Origin of the sequence: Citrobacter sp. Cb031, from assembly GCF_030336725.1 — a bacterium.
GTDB lineage: Bacteria > Pseudomonadota > Gammaproteobacteria > Enterobacterales > Enterobacteriaceae > Citrobacter > Citrobacter braakii.
Map to the genome: position 1 here is coordinate 178,644 of NZ_JAOWDA010000021.1, position 25,871 is coordinate 204,514.

At 52.4% G+C, this 25,871-nt stretch carries 23 protein-coding genes; 15 read left to right on the forward strand and 8 right to left on the reverse strand.

From position 1 onward, the window contains the following. The first annotated feature begins 93 nt into the window (after nt 1-93). On the forward strand, nt 94-1,356 hold the full coding sequence (locus OGV93_RS05315) for a DUF1479 domain-containing protein (protein ID WP_019076358.1): 1,263 nt from the start codon (nt 94-96) through the stop codon (nt 1,354-1,356). Between the two features lie 143 nt (nt 1,357-1,499). On the opposite strand, the gene OGV93_RS05320 is transcribed toward OGV93_RS05315, so the two are convergent. Next, nucleotides 1,500-3,092 carry an ABC-F family ATPase gene (locus OGV93_RS05320; RefSeq protein WP_016156073.1) on the reverse strand — a complete coding sequence of 531 codons (1,593 nt, stop codon included), beginning with the start codon at nt 3,090-3,092 and terminating at the stop codon, nt 1,500-1,502. 232 nt (nt 3,093-3,324) lie between these two features. Between OGV93_RS05320 and ldtB the strand changes: the two genes are divergently transcribed. Next, nucleotides 3,325-4,245 (forward strand): L,D-transpeptidase, encoded by a 921-nt coding sequence (gene ldtB / locus OGV93_RS05325; RefSeq protein WP_003035268.1) that lies wholly within the window; start codon nt 3,325-3,327, stop codon nt 4,243-4,245. Nucleotides 4,246-4,325: 80 nt separating this feature from the next. Here the strand turns inward: ldtB and OGV93_RS05330 are convergent, their stop codons facing one another. Together OGV93_RS05330 and mntR are read right to left on the reverse strand one after the other, a co-directional pair. Continuing rightward, nucleotides 4,326-5,435, reverse strand: a complete 1,110-nt coding sequence (locus OGV93_RS05330) for an anion transporter (RefSeq protein ID WP_115190787.1) — start codon at nt 5,433-5,435, stop codon at nt 4,326-4,328. After that, nucleotides 5,432-5,905: a manganese-binding transcriptional regulator MntR gene (mntR, locus tag OGV93_RS05335; protein WP_003831586.1), complete on the reverse strand. Its 474-nt coding sequence runs from the start codon at nt 5,903-5,905 to the stop codon at nt 5,432-5,434. Before mntR ends, OGV93_RS05330 begins: the two co-directional genes overlap by 4 nt. 186 nt (nt 5,906-6,091) lie before the next feature. Here mntR and mntS point away from each other — a divergent pair, with 186 nt between their 5' ends. Both mntS and OGV93_RS05345 read left to right on the forward strand, forming a co-directional pair. After that, complete coding sequence (gene mntS, locus OGV93_RS05340) at nt 6,092-6,220, forward strand: manganase accumulation protein MntS (RefSeq protein WP_016152374.1); 129 nt, start codon at nt 6,092-6,094, stop codon at nt 6,218-6,220. Between the two features lie 276 nt (nt 6,221-6,496). Further along, nucleotides 6,497-8,083 (forward strand): phosphoethanolamine transferase, encoded by a 1,587-nt coding sequence (locus tag OGV93_RS05345; RefSeq protein ID WP_046274643.1) that lies wholly within the window; start codon nt 6,497-6,499, stop codon nt 8,081-8,083. A gap of 63 nt (nt 8,084-8,146) precedes the next feature. Here the strand turns inward: OGV93_RS05345 and ompX are convergent, their stop codons facing one another. After that, entirely contained in the window at nt 8,147-8,662 is a 516-nt protein-coding gene (ompX, locus tag OGV93_RS05350) for an outer membrane protein OmpX (protein ID WP_016152372.1), read from the reverse strand. Between the two features lie 411 nt (nt 8,663-9,073). Here ompX and rhtA point away from each other — a divergent pair, with 411 nt between their 5' ends. The 6 genes from rhtA to ybiO all read left to right on the forward strand — a co-directional run bounded on the left by rhtA (nt 9,074) and on the right by ybiO (nt 15,722). Beyond that, nucleotides 9,074-9,961 carry a threonine/homoserine exporter RhtA gene (gene rhtA / locus OGV93_RS05355; protein WP_016156069.1) on the forward strand — a complete coding sequence of 296 codons (888 nt, stop codon included), beginning with the start codon at nt 9,074-9,076 and terminating at the stop codon, nt 9,959-9,961. A gap of 303 nt (nt 9,962-10,264) precedes the next feature. Beyond that, nucleotides 10,265-10,768 carry a DNA starvation/stationary phase protection protein Dps gene (gene dps, locus OGV93_RS05360; RefSeq protein ID WP_006685362.1) on the forward strand — a complete coding sequence of 168 codons (504 nt, stop codon included), beginning with the start codon at nt 10,265-10,267 and terminating at the stop codon, nt 10,766-10,768. Between the two features lie 365 nt (nt 10,769-11,133). Further along, the gene (gene glnH / locus OGV93_RS05365; RefSeq protein WP_016152370.1) at nt 11,134-11,880 is read left to right on the forward strand and encodes a glutamine ABC transporter substrate-binding protein GlnH; all 747 of its coding nucleotides are present in this window, start codon (nt 11,134-11,136) and stop codon (nt 11,878-11,880) included. Nucleotides 11,881-11,987: 107 nt separating this feature from the next. After that, nucleotides 11,988-12,647 carry a glutamine ABC transporter permease GlnP gene (gene glnP, locus OGV93_RS05370; protein WP_003035248.1) on the forward strand — a complete coding sequence of 220 codons (660 nt, stop codon included), beginning with the start codon at nt 11,988-11,990 and terminating at the stop codon, nt 12,645-12,647. Beyond that, nucleotides 12,644-13,366 carry a glutamine ABC transporter ATP-binding protein GlnQ gene (glnQ, locus tag OGV93_RS05375; RefSeq protein ID WP_003035246.1) on the forward strand — a complete coding sequence of 241 codons (723 nt, stop codon included), beginning with the start codon at nt 12,644-12,646 and terminating at the stop codon, nt 13,364-13,366. The genes glnP and glnQ overlap by 4 nt, the downstream gene beginning before the upstream one ends. 118 nt (nt 13,367-13,484) lie before the next feature. Further along, nucleotides 13,485-15,722: a mechanosensitive channel protein gene (gene ybiO, locus OGV93_RS05380; protein ID WP_275261954.1), complete on the forward strand. Its 2,238-nt coding sequence runs from the start codon at nt 13,485-13,487 to the stop codon at nt 15,720-15,722. Here the strand turns inward: ybiO and rlmF are convergent. Further along, entirely contained in the window at nt 15,719-16,645 is a 927-nt protein-coding gene (gene rlmF, locus OGV93_RS05385) for a 23S rRNA (adenine(1618)-N(6))-methyltransferase RlmF (protein ID WP_047359435.1), read from the reverse strand. The two genes, ybiO and rlmF, sit on opposite strands and share 4 nt — an antisense overlap. Nucleotides 16,646-16,855: 210 nt before the next feature. On the opposite strand from rlmF, the gene mcbA reads away from it, so the two are divergent. From mcbA to ybiJ, 5 genes are all read left to right on the forward strand, one after another. Beyond that, nucleotides 16,856-17,116, forward strand: a complete 261-nt coding sequence (gene mcbA, locus OGV93_RS05390; protein ID WP_016152367.1) for a DUF1471 family periplasmic protein McbA — start codon at nt 16,856-16,858, stop codon at nt 17,114-17,116. A 293-nt stretch (nt 17,117-17,409) separates the two neighbouring features. Continuing rightward, nucleotides 17,410-19,695 carry a catecholate siderophore receptor Fiu gene (locus OGV93_RS05395; RefSeq protein ID WP_287109426.1) on the forward strand — a complete coding sequence of 762 codons (2,286 nt, stop codon included), beginning with the start codon at nt 17,410-17,412 and terminating at the stop codon, nt 19,693-19,695. Between the two features lie 43 nt (nt 19,696-19,738). Continuing rightward, nucleotides 19,739-20,416: a PKHD-type hydroxylase YbiX gene (gene ybiX / locus OGV93_RS05400; RefSeq protein ID WP_200083720.1), complete on the forward strand. Its 678-nt coding sequence runs from the start codon at nt 19,739-19,741 to the stop codon at nt 20,414-20,416. A 75-nt stretch (nt 20,417-20,491) separates the two neighbouring features. Further along, the gene (locus tag OGV93_RS05405; protein ID WP_003035233.1) at nt 20,492-20,758 is read left to right on the forward strand and encodes a DksA/TraR family C4-type zinc finger protein; all 267 of its coding nucleotides are present in this window, start codon (nt 20,492-20,494) and stop codon (nt 20,756-20,758) included. Nucleotides 20,759-21,058: 300 nt separating this feature from the next. Then, nucleotides 21,059-21,319, forward strand: a complete 261-nt coding sequence (ybiJ, locus tag OGV93_RS05410) for a DUF1471 family protein YbiJ (protein ID WP_016152363.1) — start codon at nt 21,059-21,061, stop codon at nt 21,317-21,319. A gap of 99 nt (nt 21,320-21,418) precedes the next feature. Here ybiJ and OGV93_RS05415 read toward each other — a convergent pair whose 3' ends face one another. The 3 genes from OGV93_RS05415 to dinG all read right to left on the reverse strand — a co-directional run bounded on the left by OGV93_RS05415 (nt 21,419) and on the right by dinG (nt 25,814). Next, on the reverse strand, nt 21,419-22,504 hold the full coding sequence (locus OGV93_RS05415) for a malate/lactate/ureidoglycolate dehydrogenase (protein ID WP_019076349.1): 1,086 nt from the start codon (nt 22,502-22,504) through the stop codon (nt 21,419-21,421). 161 nt (nt 22,505-22,665) lie between these two features. Further along, on the reverse strand, nt 22,666-23,634 hold the full coding sequence (ybiB, locus tag OGV93_RS05420; RefSeq protein WP_016156063.1) for a DNA-binding protein YbiB: 969 nt from the start codon (nt 23,632-23,634) through the stop codon (nt 22,666-22,668). 29 nt (nt 23,635-23,663) lie between these two features. Continuing rightward, a complete protein-coding gene (gene dinG / locus OGV93_RS05425; RefSeq protein ID WP_046274637.1) occupies nt 23,664-25,814 on the reverse strand; it encodes an ATP-dependent DNA helicase DinG in 2,151 nt (716 codons plus the stop codon). Nucleotides 25,815-25,871 lie beyond the last annotated feature (57 nt).

The following is a 25,871-nucleotide window of genomic DNA, read 5'->3' on the forward strand; positions in this document are numbered from 1 at the left end:
CATCAAATTTTAAACTTGCGTTAACTAAATTTTAACTTATATTATCACCTGTAAGTTAAACAAGTTTCGAATGAAAGTTAATGCGAGGTGGATATGGCTTTTACTTTTACCAGCGACACGTTGCCCACCGATCACAAAGCGGCAATCCGGCAGATGAAAAAGCAATTGCGTGAACAGCTTGGAGATGTTCAGTCGATTTTCAATCAGTTGAGCGAGGCCATTGCTAATCGCGTGGCGGAAATCAACGCCCTCAAAGCGCAAGGCTCTCCGGTATGGCCTGTGTTGTCCTATGCGGATATCAAGGCGGGTCGCGTGAGCGCTGAGCAGCGTGAAGAAATTAAGCGTCGCGGATGCGCGGTCATTAAAGGCCATTTCTCTCGCGAACAAGCCCTCGATTGGGATAGGTCAATGCTGGACTATCTGGACCGCAACCATTTTGACGACGTTTACCAAGGACCGGGCGATAATTTCTTTGGTACCCTGAGCGCGTCGCGACCTGAAATCTACCCCATCTACTGGTCCCAGGCGCAGATGCAGGCCCGTCAGAGTGAAGAAATGGCAAATGCGCAGTCATTTCTCAACCGTCTTTGGACATTTGCAGGCGAAGGTAAGCAATGGTTTAACCCGGATGTCAGCGTTATCTACCCCGACCGCATACGCCGTCGTCCACCGGGAACGACGTCCAAAGGGCTGGGCGCGCATACGGATTCCGGCGCGCTGGAACGCTGGCTTCTGCCGGCATATCAGCAGGTCTTTGCTAATGTTTTCAATGGTAAGCTGGAAGATTACGACCCGTGGCAGGCCGCGCATCGCACTGAAGTAGAAGAGTACACGGTGGATAACACCACCAAATGTTCAGTATTCCGTACCTTCCAGGGCTGGACTGCTCTCTCTGATATGCTGCCAGGTCAGGGGTTGTTGCACGTGGTCCCTATCCCTGAAGCGATGGCCTGGGTACTGTTACGTCCATTGCTTGACGATGTGCCGGAAGATGAACTTTGCGGCGTAGCACCCGGCAGAGTTCTGCCGATTTCTGCGCAATGGCATCCGCTGCTGATTGAAGCGTTAACCAGCATTCCGCAACTGGACGCCGGAGACTCCGTCTGGTGGCATTGTGATGTGATCCACTCCGTCGCGCCGGTAGAAAATCAACAGGGTTGGGGCAACGTGATGTACATCCCTGCCGCACCGATGTGCGAAAAGAATCTGGCCTACGCCCATAAAGTGAAGGCCGCGCTGGAAAAAGGCGTATCGCCGGGTGATTTCCCACGCGAGGATTATGAAACTCACTGGGAAGGACGCTTCACGCTGGATGATTTGAATATCCACGGCAAGCGTGCGCTGGGGATTATTTAATTTGTAACTTACACAAGTTTCCCTAAGTATTTCGCGTTACAGGAAGGCGGCCAGCCTGTAAATCCCCGCAAGCTTACACAAGTAAGTGACCGGGGTGTACAGGTGCAGCCAACACACCTGTAACACGAAAGACGACGGGAAAATTATTCGACGCCCTTGCTACGCAGGTAATCTTCGTAGTTACCGGTGAAGTCGATTACGCGTTCCGGCGTAATTTCAATCACGCGGGTTGCCAACGAACTGACGAACTCACGGTCGTGAGAAACGAAGATCAGCGTGCCCTGGTACATTTCCAGCGCCATGTTCAGCGATTCGATAGATTCCATATCCAGGTGGTTGGTCGGTTCATCCATTACCAGGATATTCGGCTTCTGCATCATCAGCTTACCGAACAGCATGCGTCCTTTTTCACCACCGGACAGCACTTTAGCAGGTTTCTTGATATCGTCCTGGCTGAACAGCAAGCGACCAAGGAAGCTACGTACTACCTGCTCATCATCGCCTTCCTGTTTCCACTGACTCATCCACTCGAAGACCGTCAGATCGTTTTCGAATTCGTACTCGTGATCCTGCGCGTAGTAACCAACCTGGGCGTTTTCAGACCATTTCACGGTACCGTTATCCGGCTGTAATTCGCCGACCAGCGTTTTCAGCATGGTTGATTTACCCACGCCGTTGGCACCAAGAATGGCAATTTTCTCGCCAACTTCCAGCAGCAGGTTAAAGTTTTTAAACAACGGACCTTCATCAAAACCTTTCGTCAGCGCTTCCACTTCAAGCGCGTTACGGAACAGTTTCTTATCCTGTTCGAAGCGGATGAACGGGTTCTGACGGCTGGACGCCTTCACTTCGTCAAGCTTGATCTTATCAATCTGACGCGCACGAGAAGTCGCCTGACGAGATTTAGATGCGTTGGCGCTAAAGCGGCTGACGAAGGATTGCAGATCGGCAATCTGCGCTTTCTTCTTGGCGTTATCGGCCAGCAGACGTTCACGCGCCTGAGTTGCCGCCGTCATATATTCGTCGTAGTTACCCGGATAAACACGCAGTTCGCCGTAGTCCAGATCCGCCATGTGCGTACAGACCATGTTCAGGAAGTGACGGTCGTGCGAAATGATGATCATGGTGCTGTCACGCTCGTTCAGCGTCTGCTCCAGCCAGCGGATGGTGTCGATATCCAGGTTGTTCGTTGGTTCGTCGAGCAGCAGAATGTCCGGGTTAGAGAACAGCGCCTGTGCCAGAAGCACACGCAGCTTCCAGCCGGGGGCGACTTCGCTCATCGGGCCGTAATGCTGTTCTACCGGAATACCTACGCCCAGCAGCAGTTCACCCGCACGCGCTTCCGCAGAGTAGCCGTCCATTTCGCCATACTGAACTTCAAGGTCAGCAACTTTATAGCCGTCTTCTTCGCTCATTTCGGCCAGGGCGTAAATGCGATCGCGCTCCTGCTTTACTTCCCACAGTTCACCGTGACCCATGATCACGGTGTCAAGCACGGTGAACTCTTCAAAGGCGAACTGATCCTGACGCAGCTTACCAATACGCTCGTTCGGATCGAGGGAAACGTTGCCCAGCGTCGGTTCGAGGTCGCCGCCGAGAATTTTCATAAAAGTGGATTTACCGCTACCGTTCGCGCCAATCAGGCCGTAACGGTTGCCGCCGCCAAATTTGACGGAAATATTTTCAAACAGCGGCTTACTGCCGAACTGCATGGTGACGTTGCTGGAAACTAACACTGGCGTATCCTGAAAGAGAAAGAAATATGTGACGAACCGCTTATTATGCCATAAGTCTGCAATAAGATCGCGCCTTGATGCTGAAGGGATAAAGTGAAAGCAAAAGGAAAAAAATGTGATTTAGTACACATCCGAATTCCTTGTTGCTCAGATTGCACATATAATGCGTGCCCAACACTACATAAATCTCAACCCACTAGCCTGCCTGGCACTGAATCTCGCATACATGAACATGAATATGAAATTAACAACGCTTTTCGCGGCGGCACTCGCAATAGTTGGTTTTTGTAACACCGCTTCTGCCGTCACGTACCCGCTGCCTACCGATGGCAGCCGTTTGATCGGCCAAAACCAGGTCATCACTATTCCTGAAGGCAACACCCAACCGCTGGAGTATTTTGCGGCGGAGTATCAGATGGGTCTGTCTAATATGCTGGAAGCCAACCCGGGCGTGGATACCTTCCTGCCGAAGGGCGGCACCGTACTGAACATACCTCAGCAATTGATCCTGCCGGATACCGTGCATGAAGGTATTGTTATTAACAGCGCTGAAATGCGTCTGTACTACTACCCGAAAGGCACCAACACCGTTATTGTTCTGCCGATCGGTATTGGCCAGTTGGGCAAAGACACGCCAATCAACTGGACCACCAAAGTAGAACGTAAAAAAGCGGGCCCAACCTGGACGCCAACGGCAAAAATGCATGCGGAATACCGCGCTGCGGGCGAACCGCTGCCAGCTGTTGTTCCGGCAGGTCCGGATAACCCGATGGGCCTGTACGCGCTGTATATCGGTCGCCTGTACGCCATCCACGGCACCAATGCTAACTTCGGCGTCGGCTTACGCGTCAGCCACGGTTGCGTGCGTCTGCGTAACGACGACATCAAATTCCTGTTTGAAAATGTGCCGGTCGGCACCCGCGTACAGTTTATCGATGAGCCGGTAAAAGCCACGACTGAACCAGACGGCAGCCGTTACATCGAGGTACACAATCCACTGTCTACCACTGAAGCACAGTTCGAAGGCGGGGAAATCGTACCGATTACGCTGAACAAGAGCATTACCAGCATCACCGGTCAGTCTGACGTCGATCAGGCCGTCGTTGAGCAGGCGGTACAGAACCGTTCAGGTATGCCGGTTCGTCTGAACTAAGCATCAAAACTGCCCTTTCGCCTTATCGGGCCTACTTAACCTGTAGGCCCGATAAGCGCCAGCCACATCGGGCACAATCCTCACATCACCTGCAATAAACCATACCCTACCAGCGCCGCCCATATCAGCATCGGCACCGAATACCAATGAAAACGCCACCAGATCCGTCGATCGTTTGCCATCCGTAAAGCAATAAGATTCGCCAGCGATCCCGGCAACAACCCAAAACCGCCCACATTGACCGCCCAGGCCAGCAGCAGCGTTGGCGGGACGTAGTTCAGCAGCAAAATCGTGCTGGGAACATTACTGATAAACTGCGACAGGCCAATGGCCGTCAACCAAAGCCCCGGCGCTGAAAGCGTGCCAATCTGGTGGGTAATCTCCTGCAAGGCCGGGAGTTGCGTCAGCAAGTGCACATCAATGAACATCGCCATAAACACCAACAGCAGCGTCCAATCCACGCAGAGGATCACGCGGCGAGCCAGCACCATGAATCCTGCCGCGACGATCGCCAGGCCCCACAGCTCTTGTTTTAACTCCAGTGCCGCCAGGAAAATGATATACAGCCCCAGACAGCTCCACACCAGGCGCGGTTGCCAGTCAGGTGCGCGCGTACCGGTATGATAATGCAATGCTTTATGCGGGAAACTCAACCAGCACAGCACCACCAGCGTCAGCATCATGGTCCCCGCAAGCGGCGCCATCTGCCAGGTAAACGCGGTAAACGATAAGCCGGAGCGTCCCCACATCAGAATGTTTTGCGGATTACCTATTGGCGTGAGCAACGATCCGGCGTTTACCGCCAGCGCCTCAAAGATAATCAGGCGATTTACAGGAATGGCGCACAATTTTTTCAGGGTGATCGTCAGCGGAACAACAATAAACAGCGCAACATCGTTGGTCAGAAACGTCGACAGCAGCGCCGCCGCCAGCACCATAAATATCGCCAATTGACGTTCAGTGTTGAAGCGCCGGATCATCTTGCGCCCTAACACATCGAAGTAACCGCTTAGCTCCACGCCTTTGGTCAGTAACATCAGGCCGCTAAGCGTAATAATCGTGTGCCAGTCTATCGCCCCCGGCCACGACCGTGGTGTAAATGGCACGAACAGGCTCAGTACAACCCCGACGATGATTAACAGCTGAAAAAAGCGATCGCGCTGTAAGGCGCGTAGTAAAGGAAAACTCATTCAGAGCCTGTGCCTTGCTGTTGCGTAAACCGGCTAAAAGCCTCCAGCGTTTCCTTACTGACGTGATGCTCCATTCCCTCCGCGTCGCGACGGGCAATTTCCGGGCTGATACCTAACATCAGCAGGAAGTTCTCCACAATCTGGTGACGCTCCCGACTCTCCTGAGCCAGTCGCTCACCCTCTGCGGTTAAAAAAACGCCCCGCCAGGGGATCATTTCAATCAACCCAACTGAAGCAAGACGCTTAAGCATTTTAGCAACCGTCGGCTGGGAAACCCCAAGCCGTGCGGCCATATCGACCTGGCGCGCTTCACCCACCTCAATAATGAGATCGGAAATCAGCTCTACGTAGTCATCAATCAGCTCACGGCGATGTGCCTCCCGGACCTGACGAAATCCTTCAACGTGTTCTTCGACATTCACCAATTGCGTCACTTTTTTTGTTGTTGGCATACCTGCGCGACGACTCATTCTGCTTCCTCGTTACTGTGACGCGTTAACGGCATCTGATTAGAGAACGCTCATTGTAAACCAGAGTTGCGTGGGCACAAAAAATTAACGTTTTAGCAATAGCTATATAATATAGCCTGTGCTATATCTGTATATAATAAAGACATCCCTCAAGGACTGATGGGATCGTGAAGTCAGGAGGTTTATATGAATGAATTTAAGAGGTGTATACGCGTGTTTAGCCACTCTCCCTTTAAAGTACGGTTAATGCTGATCTCTATGCTGTGCGACATGATTAACAGCAAACCAGAGCAGGATAAACCTGCAGATAAATAATGCGGCGTCGCGGCACGCCGCTTTATTTTCCTGCCGTAACTCGGATACGGTGATCGTTTTCGTGCCAATAACCCTTCTTTTTGTCAGTTTTGCCACGCCCCTCGCAAAACAATTTCTTAGTAGTAGTTGACCTTCTCTTGCACACACTCTATCTTTTCGCAGCCCTGCATATATTGCGGCTCGCGGATGCGGACCCTATCCCCCTTCTCGCTCTCTCAGGCAGGCAATGACCCTTAGCGCCAGGGTAAGCACATGGCGTTTTTGTAACAGTGGCATATGAATTTAACCCTCAAAGATTCAATCATTGCTCGTAGCCGGGCGATTAGTCCGTGGACTGGCCTCTATTTCTTACAGTCTCTGCTGATCAACCTTGCGCTGGGCTATCCGCTTAGCCTGCTCTATAGCGTTGCTTTCACCTGTATATTGATGCTGCTGTGGCGCAGCGCGCCGCGTGCGCAGAAAGTGTTGATTGGCATTTGCTCGCTGATAGCGGCAATGTACTTCCCGTTTGGCCAGGCTTACGGTTCGCCGAACTTCAATACCTTACTGGCGCTGCACTCAACCAATATGGAAGAGTCTACTGAAATCCTCACCATCTTCCCCTGGTACAGTTATCTGGTTGGGGTGTTTATTTTCGCCCTCGGTGTTATCGCCGTACGCCGTAAAAAAGAGGTGCAGCAGCGTAGCTGGAACAAGTTCGACAGCATTTGTTTGCTGTTCAGCGTTGTCGCGTTCTTTGTAACCCCGGTGCAAAACCTGGCCTGGGGCGGCGTGTTCAAGCTGAAAGACACCGGCTATCCGGTTTTCCGCTTTGCCAAGGACGTTATCGTTAATAACAACGAAGTGCTCGACGAACAAGAGCGTATGGCGAAGCTGGCGAGCGTGAAAGACAGCTGGACGGTAACCGCCGTGAAGCCGAAGTATCATACCTACGTGGTGGTCATCGGCGAAAGCGCCCGCCGCGATGCGTTAGGCGCTTTTGGCGGCCACTGGGATAACACCCCGTTTGCCAGTTCCGTTAACGGCTACATCTTCGCGGATTACATTGCGGCAAGCGGTTCGACACAAAAATCACTCGGCCTGACGCTGAATCGGGTGGTCGACAATAAACCCCAGTTCCAGGATAACTTTGTCACTCTGGCCAACCGCGCGGGATTCCAGACGTGGTGGTTCTCCAATCAGGGACAGATTGGTGAATACGATACGGCCATCGCCAGCATTGCGAAGCGAGCTGATGAAGTTCAGTTCCTCAAAAGCGGTGATTTCGAAGCGGATAAAAATACCCGTGACGAAGCGTTGTTGAAGATGACCGCGCAGGTGCTGGCAACCGAGCGCACTCAGCCACAGCTTATCGTGCTGCATTTAATGGGCTCGCATCCGCAGGCCTGCGACCGTACGCAGGGTAAATACGAGACTTTCGTCCAGTCAAAAGAGACATCTTGCTATCTGTACACCATGACGCAGACGGATGACCTGCTGCGCCAGCTTTACGATCAGTTACGTAACAGCGGTAACAGTTTCTCAATGGTCTATTTCTCCGATCATGGCCTCGCGTTTAAAGAGCGGGGGAAAGAGGTGCAGTACCTGGCGCATGACGATCAGTTCCAGCAGAATTTCCAGGTACCATTTATGGTGCTGTCGAGCGATGATAAAGCGCACCGGGTGATTAAAGCCCGTCGCTCCGCCAATGATTTCCTCAGCTTTTTCTCGCAGTGGACGGGGATAAGCGCGAAGGAAATCACCAACAGCTATCGCTTTATTTCAGAGAAAAAGGCTGGCCCGGTGTACATCACCAACTTCAAATTGCAGAAGGTGGACTACAACCATCTGGGTACCGACATCTTTGAGATCAAATCTCGTTAATCTCTGAATTGCGCACAAAAAAAATCCGCCCCGAGAGGCGGATTTTTTGTATCACCGAAGTGATTAGAAGCGGTAACCCACGCCAGCGATCCAGGTGCCAACGTCAACGCTACGAATACGGCTCTGCTCGTAGGAGAAGTCCAGAGCAACGTTTTCGATCGGGTTGAACTGCAGACCAGCACCGTAAGAGAAACCGTAGTCACTGGTGGTGTGGTTATCAGCCGGGGATGCTGCGTTCTGGAATTTACCGTAGCCAACACCCACTACACCGTAGATGCTTGCCCAGTCGTTCAGACGGTAAGCCGGGCCAGCAGTGATGCCGTAGTACTGGGTTTTGTTGTAGTCGCCAGACGCATCGGTACGATCTTTTTCAGTGTAAGTGAAGGAACCGATAACACCCAGCGGATTGCTGTCCTGCTCGTAGCGATACTTCAGGTTAAAACCGTTCATTTTGTTCGCTGCGCCCTGAGCATCGCTCTGAGCGTAACCACCGGTAACGGTAGAAGTCGCAGCTACAGCAGTACCTGCGGAGAAAGCCAGAACAGCGGCCAGTGCTGAAAGACATGCAATTTTTTTCATAACCACCTCAAATGTGCTTCAAGTAAATCCTAAGTTTTAAATATACCAAAAATTGATGGGAAACTCTTTGCGATTCGCGATGTCTAACAGGGGCTTTCATGTAACAGAACGTTTCAGAAACCCGCTATCTCTTTCAATTAACATCACTTTTCTAACCAAAAATGCCATTATTGCGCGCACAATATGGCACATTCATCCAGAATATTCCTAATCACACAGATTATTAATCCATCACTTTCATGCCATTGTACGGAACTGAGCAATTTTTTTTTCAACGAATACTCAACCAGCGGTGCGTATTTCCATTACACTCGCTGTTTTACTTTTCTATACATCACGTCATCCGTGTCGTAGCAAATTTGCAACGTCGCGCAGATGAAGGCGTGTACTTATCATTTGACAGGAGAAAGGATGCCGGGGTCGTCACGTAAAGCGCCAGTCTGGTTGCCTATTTTGGTTTTGCTTATTGCTATGTCCTCCATTCAAAGCGGAGCATCTCTGGCAAAATCGCTATTCCCACTCGTCGGTGCGCCGGGCGTTACCGCATTGCGCCTTGCGCTGGGCACCCTCATCCTTATTGCCTTCTTTAAACCCTGGCGTTTGCGATTCGCCAAAGAACAACGCCTGCCACTGCTGTTTTATGGTCTGTCTCTGGGCGGGATGAACTATCTCTTCTACCTGTCAATCCAGACCGTCCCGCTGGGAATTGCCGTAGCGCTGGAATTCACCGGCCCGCTCGCGGTAGCGCTGTTTTCATCCCGACGTCCGGTGGATTTCATTTGGGTTGCACTGGCTGTACTCGGGCTTTGGTTCCTGCTGCCGTTAGGTCAGGACGTTTCTCACGTGGATTTAACCGGCGCTGCACTGGCGCTGGGCGCTGGCGCCTGCTGGGCAATCTATATTCTTACCGGGCAGCGTGCCGGCGCGGAACATGGTCCGGCGACCGTCGCGGTAGGGTCATTAATTGCGGCGCTGATTTTTGTACCCATCGGTGCGCTCCAGGCCGGGGATGCCTTGTGGCACTGGTCCATTCTACCGTTAGGCCTGGCCATTGCGGTCCTCTCCACTGCGCTTCCCTACTCGCTGGAGATGATTGCGTTGACGCGGCTGCCAACTCGCACTTTTGGTACTCTGATGAGTATGGAACCCGCACTGGCTGCGGTTTCAGGAATGATCTTCCTCGGTGAAACGCTGACGCTTGTCCAGACGCTCGCTCTGGGCGCCATTATTGTCGCATCAATGGGTTCGACGCTCACTATTCGCAAAGAACCACAAATTAAGCAAGTTGACGTGAATTAACCACTTAATATTCTGCATGGTTTGCATAATCATGCAGAATATTCAATTGTAAATCTGCGTGATAATTATTCTAATAAATATGATTTTCTCATCTGCATATTTCTTGAAATTTTTACATTAACATAAAAATAACACACCTCCATTAATAACCACTATATCCATATGATTTTATTAGTTATTTCATACCCACCCCTCTCTTCGCTATTAAAGTGATAGGTAACACCAGAAAAATAAATCCAAAATTCACGCTATACTTATTCCCGTTGAAGAGCTGGGACATAATTATCAAGAGGATATGAAAATATGAGTACCGCAAAACTGGTAAAAACAAAAGCATCTGCCCTCCTTTATACCCGCAACGATGTAACAGATAGCGAAAAGAAAGCGACCGTAGAGCTGCTGAATCAGCAAGTGATCCAGTTCATCGACCTGTCTTTGATCACCAAACAGGCTCACTGGAACATGCGCGGCGCGAACTTCATTGCTGTGCATGAAATGCTCGATGGCTTCCGTACTGCCCTGACCGACCACCTCGATACCATGGCTGAGCGCGCCGTACAGTTAGGCGGTGTGGCATTGGGTACCACCCAGGTTATTAACAGCAAAACGCCTCTGAAAAGCTATCCGCTGGATATCCATAGCGTACAGGACCACTTAAAAGAGCTGGCCGATCGTTATGCCGTCGTCGCTAACAGCGTCCGTAAAGCCATTAGCGAAGCAAAAGACGAAGATACAGCAGATATCTTCACCGCCGCTTCACGCGACCTCGACAAATTCCTGTGGTTTATCGAAGCCAACATTGAATAACAGCAGACATAAGAATTACCTATATAACCCTCGCCCTGGCGGGGGTTTTGCACATCTATGGTGCATGACATTGATCGTTCGTCACTCCAAAGTAAATTATTTGTAATAATCACTTCACACAATCGTTAACGAAAGATTGTTTTATCAACAATTTTTACGCTAAATAGTCATACCGTTTGCACTGTGTCAGGTACGCACCAAATGAGTGCCCCAAAACAGTGCAGATTACCCACTTTGCCCTACTTATTGTGCAGAGAAACGAGACACCCTCTTGTTAAAACAATGAGTTGCAAAACTGGCACGATTTTTTCATTAAGCCATATGTTCTCGCAGGGGATCGCCCCGTGGATAAAAAAGGAAATCCTATGAAGTCTGTATTAAAAGTCTCACTGGCTGCACTTACCCTGGCTTTTGCGGTGTCCTCCCATGCCGCAGATAAGAAACTGGTTGTCGCAACCGACACCGCATTTGTACCGTTCGAATTCAAACAGGGTGACAAATACGTTGGTTTTGATGTGGATCTGTGGGCTGCCGTGGCCAAAGAACTGAAGCTGGATTATGAACTGAAACCAATGGATTTCAGCGGCATCATCCCGGCTCTGCAAACCAAGAATATCGACCTGGCGCTGGCGGGTATCACCATCACTGATGAGCGTAAAAAAGCGATCGACTTCTCTGACGGCTACTACAAAAGCGGTCTGTTAGTGATGGTCAAAGCGAATAATAACGACGTGAAAAGCGTGAAAGATCTGGATGGTAAAGTCGTCGCTGTGAAGAGCGGCACGGGTTCCGTTGATTACGCGAAAGCTAACATCAAAACCAAAGATCTGCGTCAGTTCCCGAATATCGATAACGCATATATGGAACTGGGCACCAACCGCGCAGACGCCGTACTGCACGACACGCCAAACATTCTTTACTTCATCAAAACCGCTGGCAACGGTCAGTTCAAAGCAGTAGGCGAATCCCTGGAAGCCCAGCAGTACGGTATCGCCTTCCCGAAAGGCAGCGATGAACTGCGTGAGAAAGTGAACGGCGCGCTGAAAACGCTGAAAGAGAACGGCACATACAACGAAATCTACAAAAAATGGTTCGGTACCGAACCTAAATAACAAGAACGTTCTGTAACGCCCGGTAGCGCCAGCGCCGCCGGGCCTGCAATTTTGAGTCATCACGTTATGGCTCATTACTTTTCTCACCACGGTAACAGGAACGAAATATGCAGTTTGACTGGAGTGCCATCTGGCCCGCCATCCCGCTTTTGATTGAAGGCGCCAAAATGACCCTGTGGATCTCGGTCCTCGGTCTCGCAGGCGGTCTGATAATCGGGCTTGCAGCAGGGTTTGCGCGTACTTTCGGCGGTTGGATAGCCAACCACGTAGCGCTGGTGTTTATCGAAGTCATTCGCGGTACGCCAATCGTTGTGCAGGTGATGTTTATTTACTTTGCCCTGCCAATGGCATTTAACGATTTACGCATTGATCCCTTTAGCGCCGCCGTTGTCACCATCATGATCAACTCCGGCGCCTATATTGCGGAAATCACCCGCGGCGCGGTGCTCTCAATCCATAAAGGATTCAGCGAAGCCGGACTGGCGCTTGGGCTTTCACGTACAGAGACTATCCGCCACGTTATTTTACCTCTCGCGCTGCGTCGTATGCTGCCACCGCTGGGCAACCAGTGGATCATCAGCATTAAAGATACCTCGCTGTTTATTGTCATTGGCGTCGCTGAACTGACCCGTCAGGGCCAGGAAATCATTGCCGGTAACTTCCGCGCACTGGAAATCTGGAGCGCCGTTGCGGTGTTCTATCTGATCATTACGCTGGTGCTGAGCTTCATTCTGCGTCGTCTGGAAAGAAGGATGAAAATCCTGTGATTGAATTTAAAAACGTTTCTAAGCACTTTGGCCCAACCCAGGTGCTGCACAATATTGACCTGAACATTCAGCAGGGCGAAGTGGTGGTAATTATCGGGCCATCCGGGTCCGGCAAATCAACCCTGCTGCGCTGCATTAACAAACTGGAAGAGATAACCTCTGGCGATCTGATCGTCGACGGTCTGAAGGTAAACGATCCAAAGGTAGACGAGCGGTTAATCCGCCAGGAAGCCGGGATGGTGTTTCAGCAGTTCTACCTGTTCCCGCATCTGACGGCGCTGGAAAACGTCATGTTCGGACCGCAGCGCGTACGCGGGGCGAATAAAGAACAGGCCGAGAAACTGGCTAAAGAGCTGCTGGCGAAAGTAGGTCTGGCCGAGCGTGCGCATCACTACCCTTCTGAACTGTCTGGCGGTCAACAGCAGCGTGTGGCGATCGCCCGTGCGCTGGCGGTGAAGCCGAAAATGATGCTGTTTGATGAGCCAACCTCAGCGCTGGACCCGGAACTGCGCCACGAAGTTCTGAAAGTTATGCAGGATCTGGCGGAGGAAGGGATGACCATGGTGATTGTGACCCACGAAATCGGCTTTGCCGAAAAAGTGGCTTCACGCCTGATTTTCATTGATAAGGGACGTATTGCCGAAGACGGTAATCCGCAGGCCCTGATTGAAAATCCGCCCAGCCAACGTTTACAGGAATTCTTGCAACACGTTTCCTGATAGCTCTCCCTCCCTTCGCCTGAAGGGAGGTTTTTCACCAGAATCCTCTCATTTCATTTCTCCCCCGCCCTGACATCTATACTTATCCTTTTGAATTTATTTTCTCATGGGAGGAGTCATGCGCTGGATCCTGTTCATCTTTGTTTGTCTGGTGAGTCTCCCGACTCAGGCGGTGACGATACCTGGCGTCACTACGCCAACGTCAACCAACGCGCAAACCGCGCCGGCGAAAGAGCCGGATGTTGAACAGAAGAAAGCGGCCTACGGCGCACTGGCTGATGTGCTGGAAAATGATGCCTCGCGCCAGGAACTGATCGGTCAGTTACGCAAAGTGGCGACAGCCCCCCCTGCCGAGCCGGTGCCAACCATTGTTCCGCCCACGTTAACGGAAGAAAAAACGGTGCTGGAAAACGTCACGGATGTCACCCGCCACTACGGTGAGGCGCTCTCCAGCCGCTTTGCTCAGCTTTACCGCAATATTACCGATGCACCACACAAGACCTTCAACCCGCAAACGTTCACCAATGCCCTGACCCATTTTTTAATGCTGGCGGCGTCAGTGTTCGGTTTTTTCTGGCTGCTTCGCCTGTGCGCGCTGCCGCTGTATCGCAAAATGGGGCAATGGGCACGACGGAAAAACCGCGAACGCAGCAACTGGCTCCAGCTTCCGGCGATGATCGTCGGCGCATTCATTATCGATTTGCTTCTGCTGGCGCTGACTTTGTTTGTCGGGCAGATACTGAGTGACAGAATGAACGCCGGTAGCCGCACTATCGCCTTTCAGCAAAGTCTGTTTCTCAATGCCTTTGCGTTGATTGAGTTCTTCAAAGCCATTCTGCGCCTGATATTTTGCCCAACGGTGGCCGAACTGCGCCCGTTTAACATTCAGGATGCCGGTGCGCGCTACTGGAATCGCCGTTTAAGTTCATTGAGCAGCCTGATTGGATACGGACTTATCGTTGCCGTTCCCATTATCTCGAATCAGGTCAACGTGCAGGTCGGCGCGATGGCAAACGTCATCATCATGCTCTGTATCACGCTATGGGCGCTGTACCTGATTTTCAGAAACAAGAAAGAGATAACGCAGCATTTGCTGAATCTGGCGGAAAGATCGTTAGCGTTTTTCAGCCTGTTTATCCGCGCCTTTGCGCTGGTATGGCATTGGCTGGCCAGCGCCTACTTCATTGTGCTGTTTTTCTTCTCGCTGTTTGATCCGGGCAACAGCCTGAAATTCATGATGGGCGCTACGCTGCGCAGTCTGGTAATCATTGGAATTGCCGCCTTTGTTTCCGGCATGTTTTCCCGCTGGATAGCCAAAACTATTACCCTTTCGCCACACACCCAGCGCAGCTATCCGGAATTACAAAAACGGTTGAATGGCTGGCTGTCGACGGCGTTAAGCGTGGCCAGGATCCTGACGGTGTGCGTCGCGGTAATGCTGCTACTGAATGCCTGGGGATTGTTCGACTTCTGGAACTGGCTGCATTACGGCGCAGGAGAAAAAACGGTGGATATCCTGATCCGTATCGCGCTGATTTTATTCTTCTCCGCCATCGGCTGGACGATCCTTGCCAGCCTGATTGAAAATCGTCTGGCTTCCGATATTCACGGCCGCCCGCTCCCCAGCGCCCGTACCCGCACCCTGCTGACGCTGTTTCGCAACGCGCTGGCGGTGATCATCAGCACGATCACCATCATGATTGTGCTATCCGAAATTGGCGTCAATATCGCGCCCTTACTGGCCGGGGCCGGGGCGCTGGGGCTGGCTATCTCTTTCGGCTCGCAAACACTGGTAAAAGATATTATTACCGGGATCTTTATTCAGTTCGAAAATGGCATGAACACAGGTGACCTGGTGACCATCGGTCCACTCACCGGTACGGTTGAACGGATGTCCATCCGCTCTGTGGGCGTCCGTCAGGACACCGGGGCGTACCATATCATTCCCTGGTCATCGATAACGACCTTCGCCAACTTTGTGCGCGGGATTGGATCGGTCGTCGCCAATTACGACGTAGACCGCCATGAGGATGCAGATAAAGCGAATCAGGCGTTGAAAGACGCTGTGGCTGCAGTGATGGAACAGGACGATATTCGCGGGCTGATTATTGGCGAGCCGTCGTTTGCCGGGATTGTGGGGTTAACCAATACGGCCTTCACGCTACGGGTCTCATTTACCACATTACCGCTGAAACAGTGGACGGTACGTTTCGCGCTCGACAGCCAGGTGAAGAAATACTTCGATCTGGCCAACGTACGCGCGCCGGTACAGACCTATCAGGTCTTGCCTGCACCGGTGAATGGCCCTGCGTCGGCAGCAAGCGAACCGCTGCCGCCAACCGAGCCAACGCTTTAGCGTTTACGCGCCATAAAACGGCGACGCTGATCGTTATCCATAAAGGTCCAGGCAATAAAGCGACTCTGCTTTTGCCCCTGGGCCATCTCTTTCTTAACCACTTTCACCGCACCCGCATCCGTTAACGCGTGGTACAGCGGAGGCAAATTCTCACCGCGCGAAACCAGCGTGGTGAACCACATCACCTGACGGCCAAAGGCCTGGCTTTCGGCGATCATTTTTTTGATGAACGCCACTTCACCGCCTTCACACCACAGCTCCTGCTGCTGCCCGCCAAAGTTCAGCGCATCATCTTTATCCTGCCCCAGATTACGACGTTTGCGCTCGCTTCCGGCGCGGGCTGAAGCCGCAGAATCATGGAAAGGCGGGTTACACAATGTGGCTTCATATTGCTCATTCTTGTGAATGATACCGTTGAAGATTGCCGTAGCATCTTTCTGGCGACGCAGACGAATAGCACGGGTTAACCCCGGATTGGCGTTTACGATCGCCTGAGCGCTGTTAAACGCTTCGCTACTGGTCTCACTACCGGTGAATCGCCAGCCGTATTCATGCACGCCGATCAGCGGATAAATACAGTTTGCCCCAACTCCCACGTCCAGCACGCTCGCATTTGCCGGAATGGTTCCGCTGGTTTCACCTAACAGGTCGGCCAGATGGTGAATGTAGTCAGCGCGACCAGGAACCGGCGGGCACAGAAAACCGTCTGGAATATCCCAGTTTTTCACCGCATAAAAATGCGCCAGCAGTGCTTTATTGAGCGCCTTCACTGCCTGCGGATTCGCGAAATCAACACTCTGCTCGCCGCCTGGCGTGAGGGTGAGAAATTGCGTCAACTCGGGTGTAACCTGGCATAAAGTCGCAAGATCATAACGGCCATTGTGGCGGTTGCGTGGGTGTAATCCCGGTTTCTGGGGGGGCATAGCATTCTCCTTTTAACAGCGGCGTAAGATACCCGCATAACGCCACGCGGTAAACACACAGCAAGGAAATTTGCTTTTTTTATACCTATTTGATGGCTTGCTGATTGTTCAAAAAACAGACACCTCATCACCAGTTTTTTGCGGTAAATGTCATCCGCTGACGGCCTAAACTTATCAGGCACGACCTGTTGTTTCTCAGAGGATATCACCATGAAGAAATGCCTCACATTCCTTGCCGCTACCGTACTGACCGGCATGACATTTGCGTCCTTTGCTGCACAGCCCTACACCAGCCCTCAAACCGGCCAGCTACAAGCTTCCGGCACTGTTTTCGCTACCGGAGCCTCTAACCTGAGCGATCTCGAAGACAAGCTGGCAGAGAAAGCGAAAGAGCAAGGCGCAAAAGGCTTTGTCGTCAATTCTGCGGGCGGTAAAAACCAGATGTACGGCAGCGCAACTATCTATAAGTAGTCCCTCACCTTAGCCCAACTGCATTCACCCCGAATGCAGTTTGCTACCTGCTGTTCACGTCGTTCACCGCTCAAATTGTAATCATCGTGTAGCAATTTTGAATCCAATGTAAATAAATGTATTTATTTTTGAATTAATGAATGCTAAAACGTCGCACTGATTAGTAATGCTTATCAAAATCATTATCAATTACACATTCACTCCCGCGAGGCCTGCAGGGTATAACATCCACAGAGATGTCCCTTCGCGCGAGTGAAACCGTCTACTCAAAAAATAATAAGTCACTCACTAACATGGATAAAAATCGCAATTTGCCTGCCAGTAGTTTTCATTCACTGACTTTTTTTGCCGGTCTGTGTATTGGCCTGTCTCCGGTAGCTCAGGCTGTCGCCGCGGGCGATCAAGATAAAAAACAAGAAGATACGTTGGTTGTTGAAGCGGCCAAACCTTCGTTATACGCCCCAACGCAGTCTGCCGACCCTAAGTTCTCCCGCCCGCTAGCGGATACAACCCGCACCATGACAGTGATTTCTGAGCAGGTGATTAAGGATCAAGGTGCAACCAATCTGACCGATGCGCTGAAAAACGTACCGGGCGTTGGCGCGTTTTTCGCCGGTGAGAACGGTAACTCCACCACCGGTGACGCGGTGTACATGCGTGGTGCGGATACCTCGAACAGTATTTATATCGACGGTATCCGAGATATTGGCAGCGTTACGCGCGACACTTTCAATACCGAACAGGTTGAAGTGATCAAAGGCCCCTCCGGCACCGACTATGGCCGTAGCGCGCCAACGGGCTCCATCAATATGATCAGCAAACAGCCGCGCACCGACTCAGGGATCGATGCCTCGGCCAGCGTCGGTAGCGCCTGGTTCCGCCGTGGTACGCTGGACATTAACCAGGTCATTGGCGAGACCACCGCTGCACGGTTAAACCTGATGGGTGAAAAAACGCATGATGCCGGTCGCGATAACATTAAGAATGAACGTTATGGTGTGGCCCCCTCTCTCGCCTTTGGCTTAGGCACTGAGAACCGACTGTATCTGAACTATCTGCATGTCACCCAGCACAACACCCCGGATGGCGGTGTCCCCACCATCGGTCTGCCGGGATATTCCGCGCCTTCCGCGGGGACTGCTGCACTGAATCAGTCAGGAAAAGTGGATACGCATAACTTCTACGGTACCAACTCGGATTACGACGATTCGACGACCGATACCGCAACGATGCGTTTTGAACATGACCTGAACGACAGCACCACTATTCGCAACACCACCCGCTGGTCACGCATTAAGCAGGATTATCTGATGACGGCGGTGATGGGTGGCGCGACTAACATCACTCAACCCACCAGCAGCGTCGACACCTGGACCTGGTCACGCCTGGCAAATACCAAAGATGTCAGCAATAAGATCCTGACCAACCAGACCAACCTGACCTCAAAATTTTACACGGGAGCCATCGGTCACGACATCAGCACCGGCGTGGAGCTAACGCGTGAAACGCAAACCAACTATGGTGTAAACCCGATCACTCCGCCGTCGGTAAATATCTATCACCCCAACAGCAATGTGAATATCGGCGGATTGTCTCGTAACGGCGCTAATGCTAACGGGCAAACCGATACCTTCGGTGTATACGCCTTTGATACGCTACAGATTACCCGTGAGTTTGAACTAAACGGTGGTATTCGCCTCGACAATTACCGCACGGAATATGACAGCGCCACCGCTTGCGGCGCTTCTGGTCGCGGCGCGGTCGCGTGTCCGACAGGCGTGGCGAAAGGTTCTCCGGTCACCACCGTGGATACTGCCAAATCAGGCAATCTGGTGAACTGGAAAGCGGGCGCGCTGTATCACCTGACCGATAACGGTAACGTTTACATTAACTACGCCGTTTCTCAGCAACCGCCGGGCGGCAGCAACTTTGCCCTCGCTCAGGGTGGAAGCGGTAACAGTGCGAACCGTACCGATTTCAAACCGCAGAAAGCGAAAACCAGCGAGATCGGCACCAAATGGGAGGTGCTGGATAAGCGCCTGCTGTTAACTGCCGCGATTTTCCGTACGGATATTGAGAACGAAGTTGAGCAGAACGACGACGGCACATATTCCCAGTACGGGGAGAAGCGCGTTGAAGGTTACGAACTCTCGGTAGCAGGGAACATCACTCCCGCATGGCAGGTTATTGGGGGTTACACCCAGCAGCGCGCGACGATCCACAGCGGCAAAAACGTTGCTCAGGATGGTTCTTCATCCCTGCCGTATACGCCAGAACATGCGTTCACGCTGTGGAACCAGTACCAGGCTACCGATAATATTTCCGTTGGCGCGGGCGCTCGCTACGTGGGCAGTATGCATCGCGGTTCCGACGGGGCCGTGGGTACGCCATCCTACACCGAAGGTTACTGGGTCGCCGACGCGAAACTGGGTTATCGCGTGAATCGCAATCTCGATTTCCAGTTGAACGTCTATAACCTGTTCGACACCGATTATGTATCCTCCATTAACAAGAGCGGATACCGTTACCATCCGGGTGAGCCAAGAACCTTCCTGCTCACGGCAAATATGCATTTCTGATCTTTTACGTGGGGCGTAAGCCCCACTTTCAGGAGAAACACTGATGATGTATCACATTCCCGGCATTCTGTCGGCGCAGGATGTCGCCTGGTTTCGCGAACAACTGGACGCTGCCGACTGGGTTGATGGCCGCGCAACCACCGGCGCTCAGGGCGCGCAGGTTAAAAACAACCAGCAGGTGAATACGCAAAGTGAGCGTTACGGCGTTTTACACCAGGCGGTACAAAACGCGGTGAACAACAGCGCGTTATTCTTCGCCGCTGCATTACCGAAAACGCTCTCCACACCGCTGTTCAATCGCTACCAGGACAACGAGACCTACGGTTTTCACGTTGACGGCGCGGTGCGTAGTCATCCGCAAAACGGCTGGATGCGCACAGATCTTTCCGCCACCTTATTCCTGAGTAATCCTGACGATTATGAGGGAGGAGAGCTGCTGGTCAATGACACCTACGGCCAGCATGCGGTAAAACTTCCGGCAGGCGATCTGGTACTTTACCCTTCCAGCAGCCTGCACTGCGTTACGCCAGTGACCCGTGGGGTTCGGGTGGCATCCTTTATGTGGATCCAGTCGATGATCCGGGACGATAAAAATCGCGCCATGCTTTTTGAACTGGATAAAAACATCCAGTCCCTGAAGACACGTCATGGGGAGAGTAGCGAGATCCTGTCGCTTCTCAATCTCTACCATAACCTGCTGCGCGAATGGTCTGAAATCTGATACCGCTGACACGTGGTCGTTTTTCAGCCATCACATTCGCTATACTTATTCTGTAGACATCAGCAGGAGGTAGGTATGGCATCCGGATGGGCAAATGACGACGCTGTTAACGAACAGATCAACAATACTATTGAAGATGCTGTAGCCCGCGCCCGCGGTGAGTTACCGACGGGGGAAAGTCTGTATGAATGCGAAGAATGTGGCAATCCAATCCCTCAGGCCAGACGGGAGGCCGTGCCCGGCGTACGCTTGTGCATCACATGCCAGCAGGATAAAGATTCACATAGCGCAGCATTTTCAGGATATAATCGCAGAGGTTCGAAAGACAGCCAGCTACGTTGACTTATCTTTACCGAAAGTTTCAGCGCATACGATTTCCTTTACGAGCACGCTTTTTTGCACTCTGTGTAGCAAAATGTGCCGTTGTCGGTTTCTCTGTAAAGCGCAATGACAAGAACTGTAAATCCCTCTTTCGAATTTATTAATATTCAATAAGTTATTTGTCATTCAATTTTTTTGATTGATGCCGTCAATTCTATTCGATTTTATCTCGCATAAAAAAACGTGATACTTCTCACATCGACGAAACAACGTCTTCTTAAAGAACACTGACTAACAGAACAAACCTGCGAGAAATTAATCATGAAAAATATCAAATTTGCTGTTGCCGCCATCGCTCTGTCTACCCTGTCATTTGGCGTTTTTGCTGCCGAGCCAGTTTCCTCTACTCAGGCGCAAAACATGAACAAAATTGGTGTGGTATCTGCTGACGGCGCCACCACGCTGGACGGCCTGGAAGCAAAACTGGCTGAAAAAGCGACTGCTGCTGGCGCAACGGGTTACAGCATCACTTCTGCTATCGGCAAAGACAAAATGAGCGGCACCGCGGTTATCTATAAATAACCGAAAGATTACCTGTACGACCCAATGCTCCAACCCTCATTGACCCTGTTTGTTACCCTTTGTTTGCCCGTCCGCCACTGGACGGGCTTTTTTTTTTGCTTAGTGTTCCAGTCGTTGACGGAATTCCTGCAACACGGCGTCTGGCATCCCTATTTGCAACGCCGCCTCGCAAATCGCCTGCCAGCTTCCGGCATCCAGCGGAATACCTTGCTCCAGCCGTTCTTCACGAGTATTCACCTCCCACTCCCCTGGCAACAGGATCGGGGCATCTTCAGCATGGGGGGACGCTTTCACCCACTTAGCAAAGGCCGTGACCTGGTTGTCGCAGTCCGGCGCGCCAAACAGTTCCGGATTCATAATGATGGTCGTCATACAGTTAATGATGGCATCCGCGCTGGTCTGCAGGCTCTCTTCATGTGTGGTTTTACCACCAGAAAGCGCTCCCCCCATAATTTCGCACATTGCCGCCAGCGCATAACCCTTGTGTTGGGCGAAGGTCAGCAACGACCCCAGCGGAGAGACCTGCATTACGGCGGGATCGGTTGTGGGTACCCCATTAGCATCAATCAGGCATCCCGGAGCCACCGGCTCCCCCTTGTGCCATGCCACGCGGGTTTTGCCAAACGCGATGGCGCTGGTTGCATAGTCCAGCAACAACGGGAACGTATTTTTACGTGGGAACACCACACAGAAGGGGTTGGTGCCAAATCGACTATCGCGGCCATGAAACGGTGCGACCATCGGGATCCCTACCACATTCACAAAGTGCACCGAAACAAAACCCGCCGCCGCACATTGCTCCGCCCAGTAGCCAATGCGTCCAATATGGTGCGAATTATGTAATGCCACGGCAGCGATACCGTACTGGCGCGCTTTTTCGATCCCAAGCGTAATTGCCTCGTGGGCCGCCACCTGACCAAATGCGCAGTCGCCGTCAAGCGTAATCACCGCTCCCGCATCGTTGACCACTTTGGCATGGCGGTTGATCTGCAGGTGTCCCTGCGAAAATGAGCGAATATAGCTTGGGATCATGCCGATACCGTGGGAGTCGTGGCCGGCGAGGTTAGAGGCTATCAGATGATCGGCCACCAGCCGCGCCTCCAGCTCATTGCTTCCCATCTGGTGAAAAACGGCCTGGATAAAGGCGTGCAGCGTTGGCACATGGAAGCGATGTCCACTGTTCATTATTATCTCCTGTTGTGTCGCGTGTTGATTGTGTTTCTTATTTTTCAACAAACTATGCTGCGCCACAGCGCTCAGGAGATCAATAAACGTGCAGAAATTTCACGTTGCCGGAAAGCGTGAACCGACGGGACTGGCAAATGACCCGTCGGGAGAAAGAAAAATCAGAAGCTTTGCTCGACGCGGCCAAGTCCTTCAGCCAGCGTCGCGGATTCACCGGTTGCTACCAGGCAGCAGGCCATCTGGATCTTCAGCGATGCCGGAACCGGCTCACTGCCCGCCAGACAACGCTCAATCCAGCGCGCGGTAGTTTCCGGGTCTTTAGCCACCGGCAGCGGGACCGGCTCATCGGGCATCTCGCTCTGCCGGTCCTGTAGCACTCGCACGCCGGACGAATCTATCAGGCTTATCTGCGGGCAGCGCTGCGGGTTGGCGTACACTTCACCCTCGGTACCGTGCATCAACAGGGCACGCCCACCGATATCGCCGAAAAATTTAGCCACGCGCGATACGTATTCCGGGTGGGAAACGCTGGAAAGACGCAGCGCGGCATCTTCGGCAAACGGCGTGGCTAATTTAGCCAGCGTATGCGCACTGTTACGCACGCCCATTCGCCAGCGCATCGCCAGCTGTTTTTCCAGCGGAGGACACAGCGCACTCACCGGGATAAACACCGGCTCATGACCATCCAGCTTTGCCTGCGCCTGCCCGGCATGCAGCGTCGGCGCAATCCCCATCAGTTCGAAAATGGTTTCAGTCAGCACGCGGGTTGGATCCTCGCTGACACCGTGCACCACCACCGGGAAGCCAAGTTTATGCAGTAAAATCGCCAGCAGCGGAGTCAAATTTGCCTGCTTGCGCGCGCCATTGTAGCTGGGAATGACAATCGGCATGGGTTTGGCCACTGGCGGAGTCAGGCGAATGGTGTGGTTCTGCATCGCTTCGTAAAAGCCCAGCATCTCCGCTTCGCCTTCGCCTTTAATGCGCAGCGCAATCAGTACACCGCCCATCTCAAGATCGGGCACCTCGCCGTTCATCATATGGGTATACAGTCCGCGAGCAGTATCCTTATCCAGGTCACGCGCGTGATTTTTTCCTCGCCCAATCTCTTTGATGATTTTGCGGTAATCCATCGATAACTCCTTGCCTGTTGCTCGCATCGTTAACGCCGACGGCGACGCGTGGGTTTCGCTTTTTCTTTTGGTTTTACTATAACGTCTGGCACAGCAGGTTGCTCTATCGGAAATATGGGTAATGCGTTCAGTAAACGCTTGCCATAGCTTTTGGTCAATAAACGCTTGTCATAAATAACCACTTCTCCCCAGCAGCCGTGGCTACGAATGAGTCGCCCAACCTGCTGGATCAAATTGAATGACGCCGCGGGCAAGCTCTGCACCTCAAAGGGGTAGCGGTTCAGGCTTTTCAGCCACTCGCCCTCGGTGATCACCACCGGGCTGTCGATAGGCGGAAAAGCAATTTTGTGAATATGCACCTGGGTCAGCAAGTCGCCTTTCAAATCCAGACCTTCGGCAAAAGATTGCAGCCCAATCAGTACGCTACGCTCGCCGTTGGTCACCCGCTTGCGGTGCAGCTCCACCAGTCGATAGCGCGGCTGGTCGCCCTGTACCAGCAACAGCAGACGCAGATCGGTAACGTGCTCAAGAAAACGCTGCATTGCCCGACCGCTGGCAAAGAGTACCAGCATGCCCTGATGCTTTTTACTTTCCAGCTGTTCGCGGAAATAGGCGGCCATTTCCGCGATATGCTGCTCTTCGTTATCAATTGACGGTTCGTAGCGCATCTGCGGAATGACGATTTTGCCTTGCTCAACGTGATTAAACGGTGAATCCAGCGCGATAAACCGGTCCCCTGCTTTTTCTTTCAGCCCGCTCATCTCCTGCAAACGCGAGAAGCTGTTGAGCGAACGCAGCGTGGCGGAGGTCACGATAATATGCGGTACGCTGCGCCACAGCAGTCGTTCAAGCTGATCGCTCACGCGGATCCCCACACAGTGGAACCAGACGTGGATCTGCCCGTCACGCACTTCGCGCGTCGCCCATTTACTCACCGGCGCGCCTGACGACTGCGCGAGCGAAGCCAGCCGCCACAGTTTGCTTTGCGCCTCAAACATGCCCAAAGCCCGATTCATCTGCAAAATAACCCGATGCAGACGCACAATATCGTGGGTGCCGGTTTTTTCGCTGAGATCGTTGAGGAACAGTTCCGCCAGACCGCGCAGCATTTCTGTTAGCTTCGCCAGACGCTGACAAATCTCCATCACTTCCGCAGGCAGTTCGCCCATCGCGAAGCGGTGTTCCGCCTCCTGGGTCGCAGGCATATACAGATTAAGAATGTTATTGAGCGATGAAATCAGCTCATACAGTTCCTCACAGTGACCGTTCAGACGCTCGGCATTCGCCAGCGGCGGCGTGGTTTTTGGACGAAACTGTTCCAGGCAGGTGGCCACTAATTTGCAAAACAGATCCAACTGCAGTCGATACCAGGGGGCGCTGATTTCTGCGCTCATCTCCAGCGCATCGCGCGCGACGTCCGGCAAATGGTGACCTTCATCAAGGACCAGCAGCAGGTTCTTCGGCTCCGGCAAAACAGCTTCGCTTTCCATGGCCGCCATCACCAGCGCGTGGTTAGCCACCACCACTTCGGCTTCCTGAATCTCACGGCGGGCGACAAAAAAGGGGCATTCACGATAGTAGTGACAGTTACGATTCAAACAGCTGGCTTTATCAGTGCTCAGGCGCTGCCAGAGTCCGTCGTCGATAGCGATATCCGTGTGATCGCGCAGCCCGTCCCACTTGTAGCTATCGAGATCGCCTTTTAGCCTGGCGCAGCGCTTTTGTTCTTCCTGGTTGTTGGGCGTCAGGTCATCGTCGAGAAAGGCCAACAGATCCTGCTGATTGGGTTCGCTACTGGCCAGCGCCGCTAAATTACGCGGGCAGACATAACGCCCGCGACCAAACGCGGCGGTAAAACGCAGATCGGGGATAATTTTGCGCAGCAGCGGTAAATCTTTGCTGTAGATCTGATCCTGTAAAGCAACGTTGGCGGTACTGACCACCAGCGTTTTTTGTTCTTCACGCGCTATGGCAATACCGGGAATCAGGTACGACAGCGTTTTCCCCACCCCGGTCGGCGCTTCAATCGCCAGATGCCGCCCTTCTTCCCCAGTGAGCGTTTTCGCGACGTCAGCAATCATCTGCCGCTGCGGCGCACGGGGAATAAAGTCGGGGATCTGTTCCTGAAGCGCCTTATACCAGGCGGCAATTTGCGCTTTTAGCGCAGCCGTTAGTGCCATGAGAAAACCTGAAATACTGTATAAACAGCCACTATTGTGGCACTTTCTGATACGTGT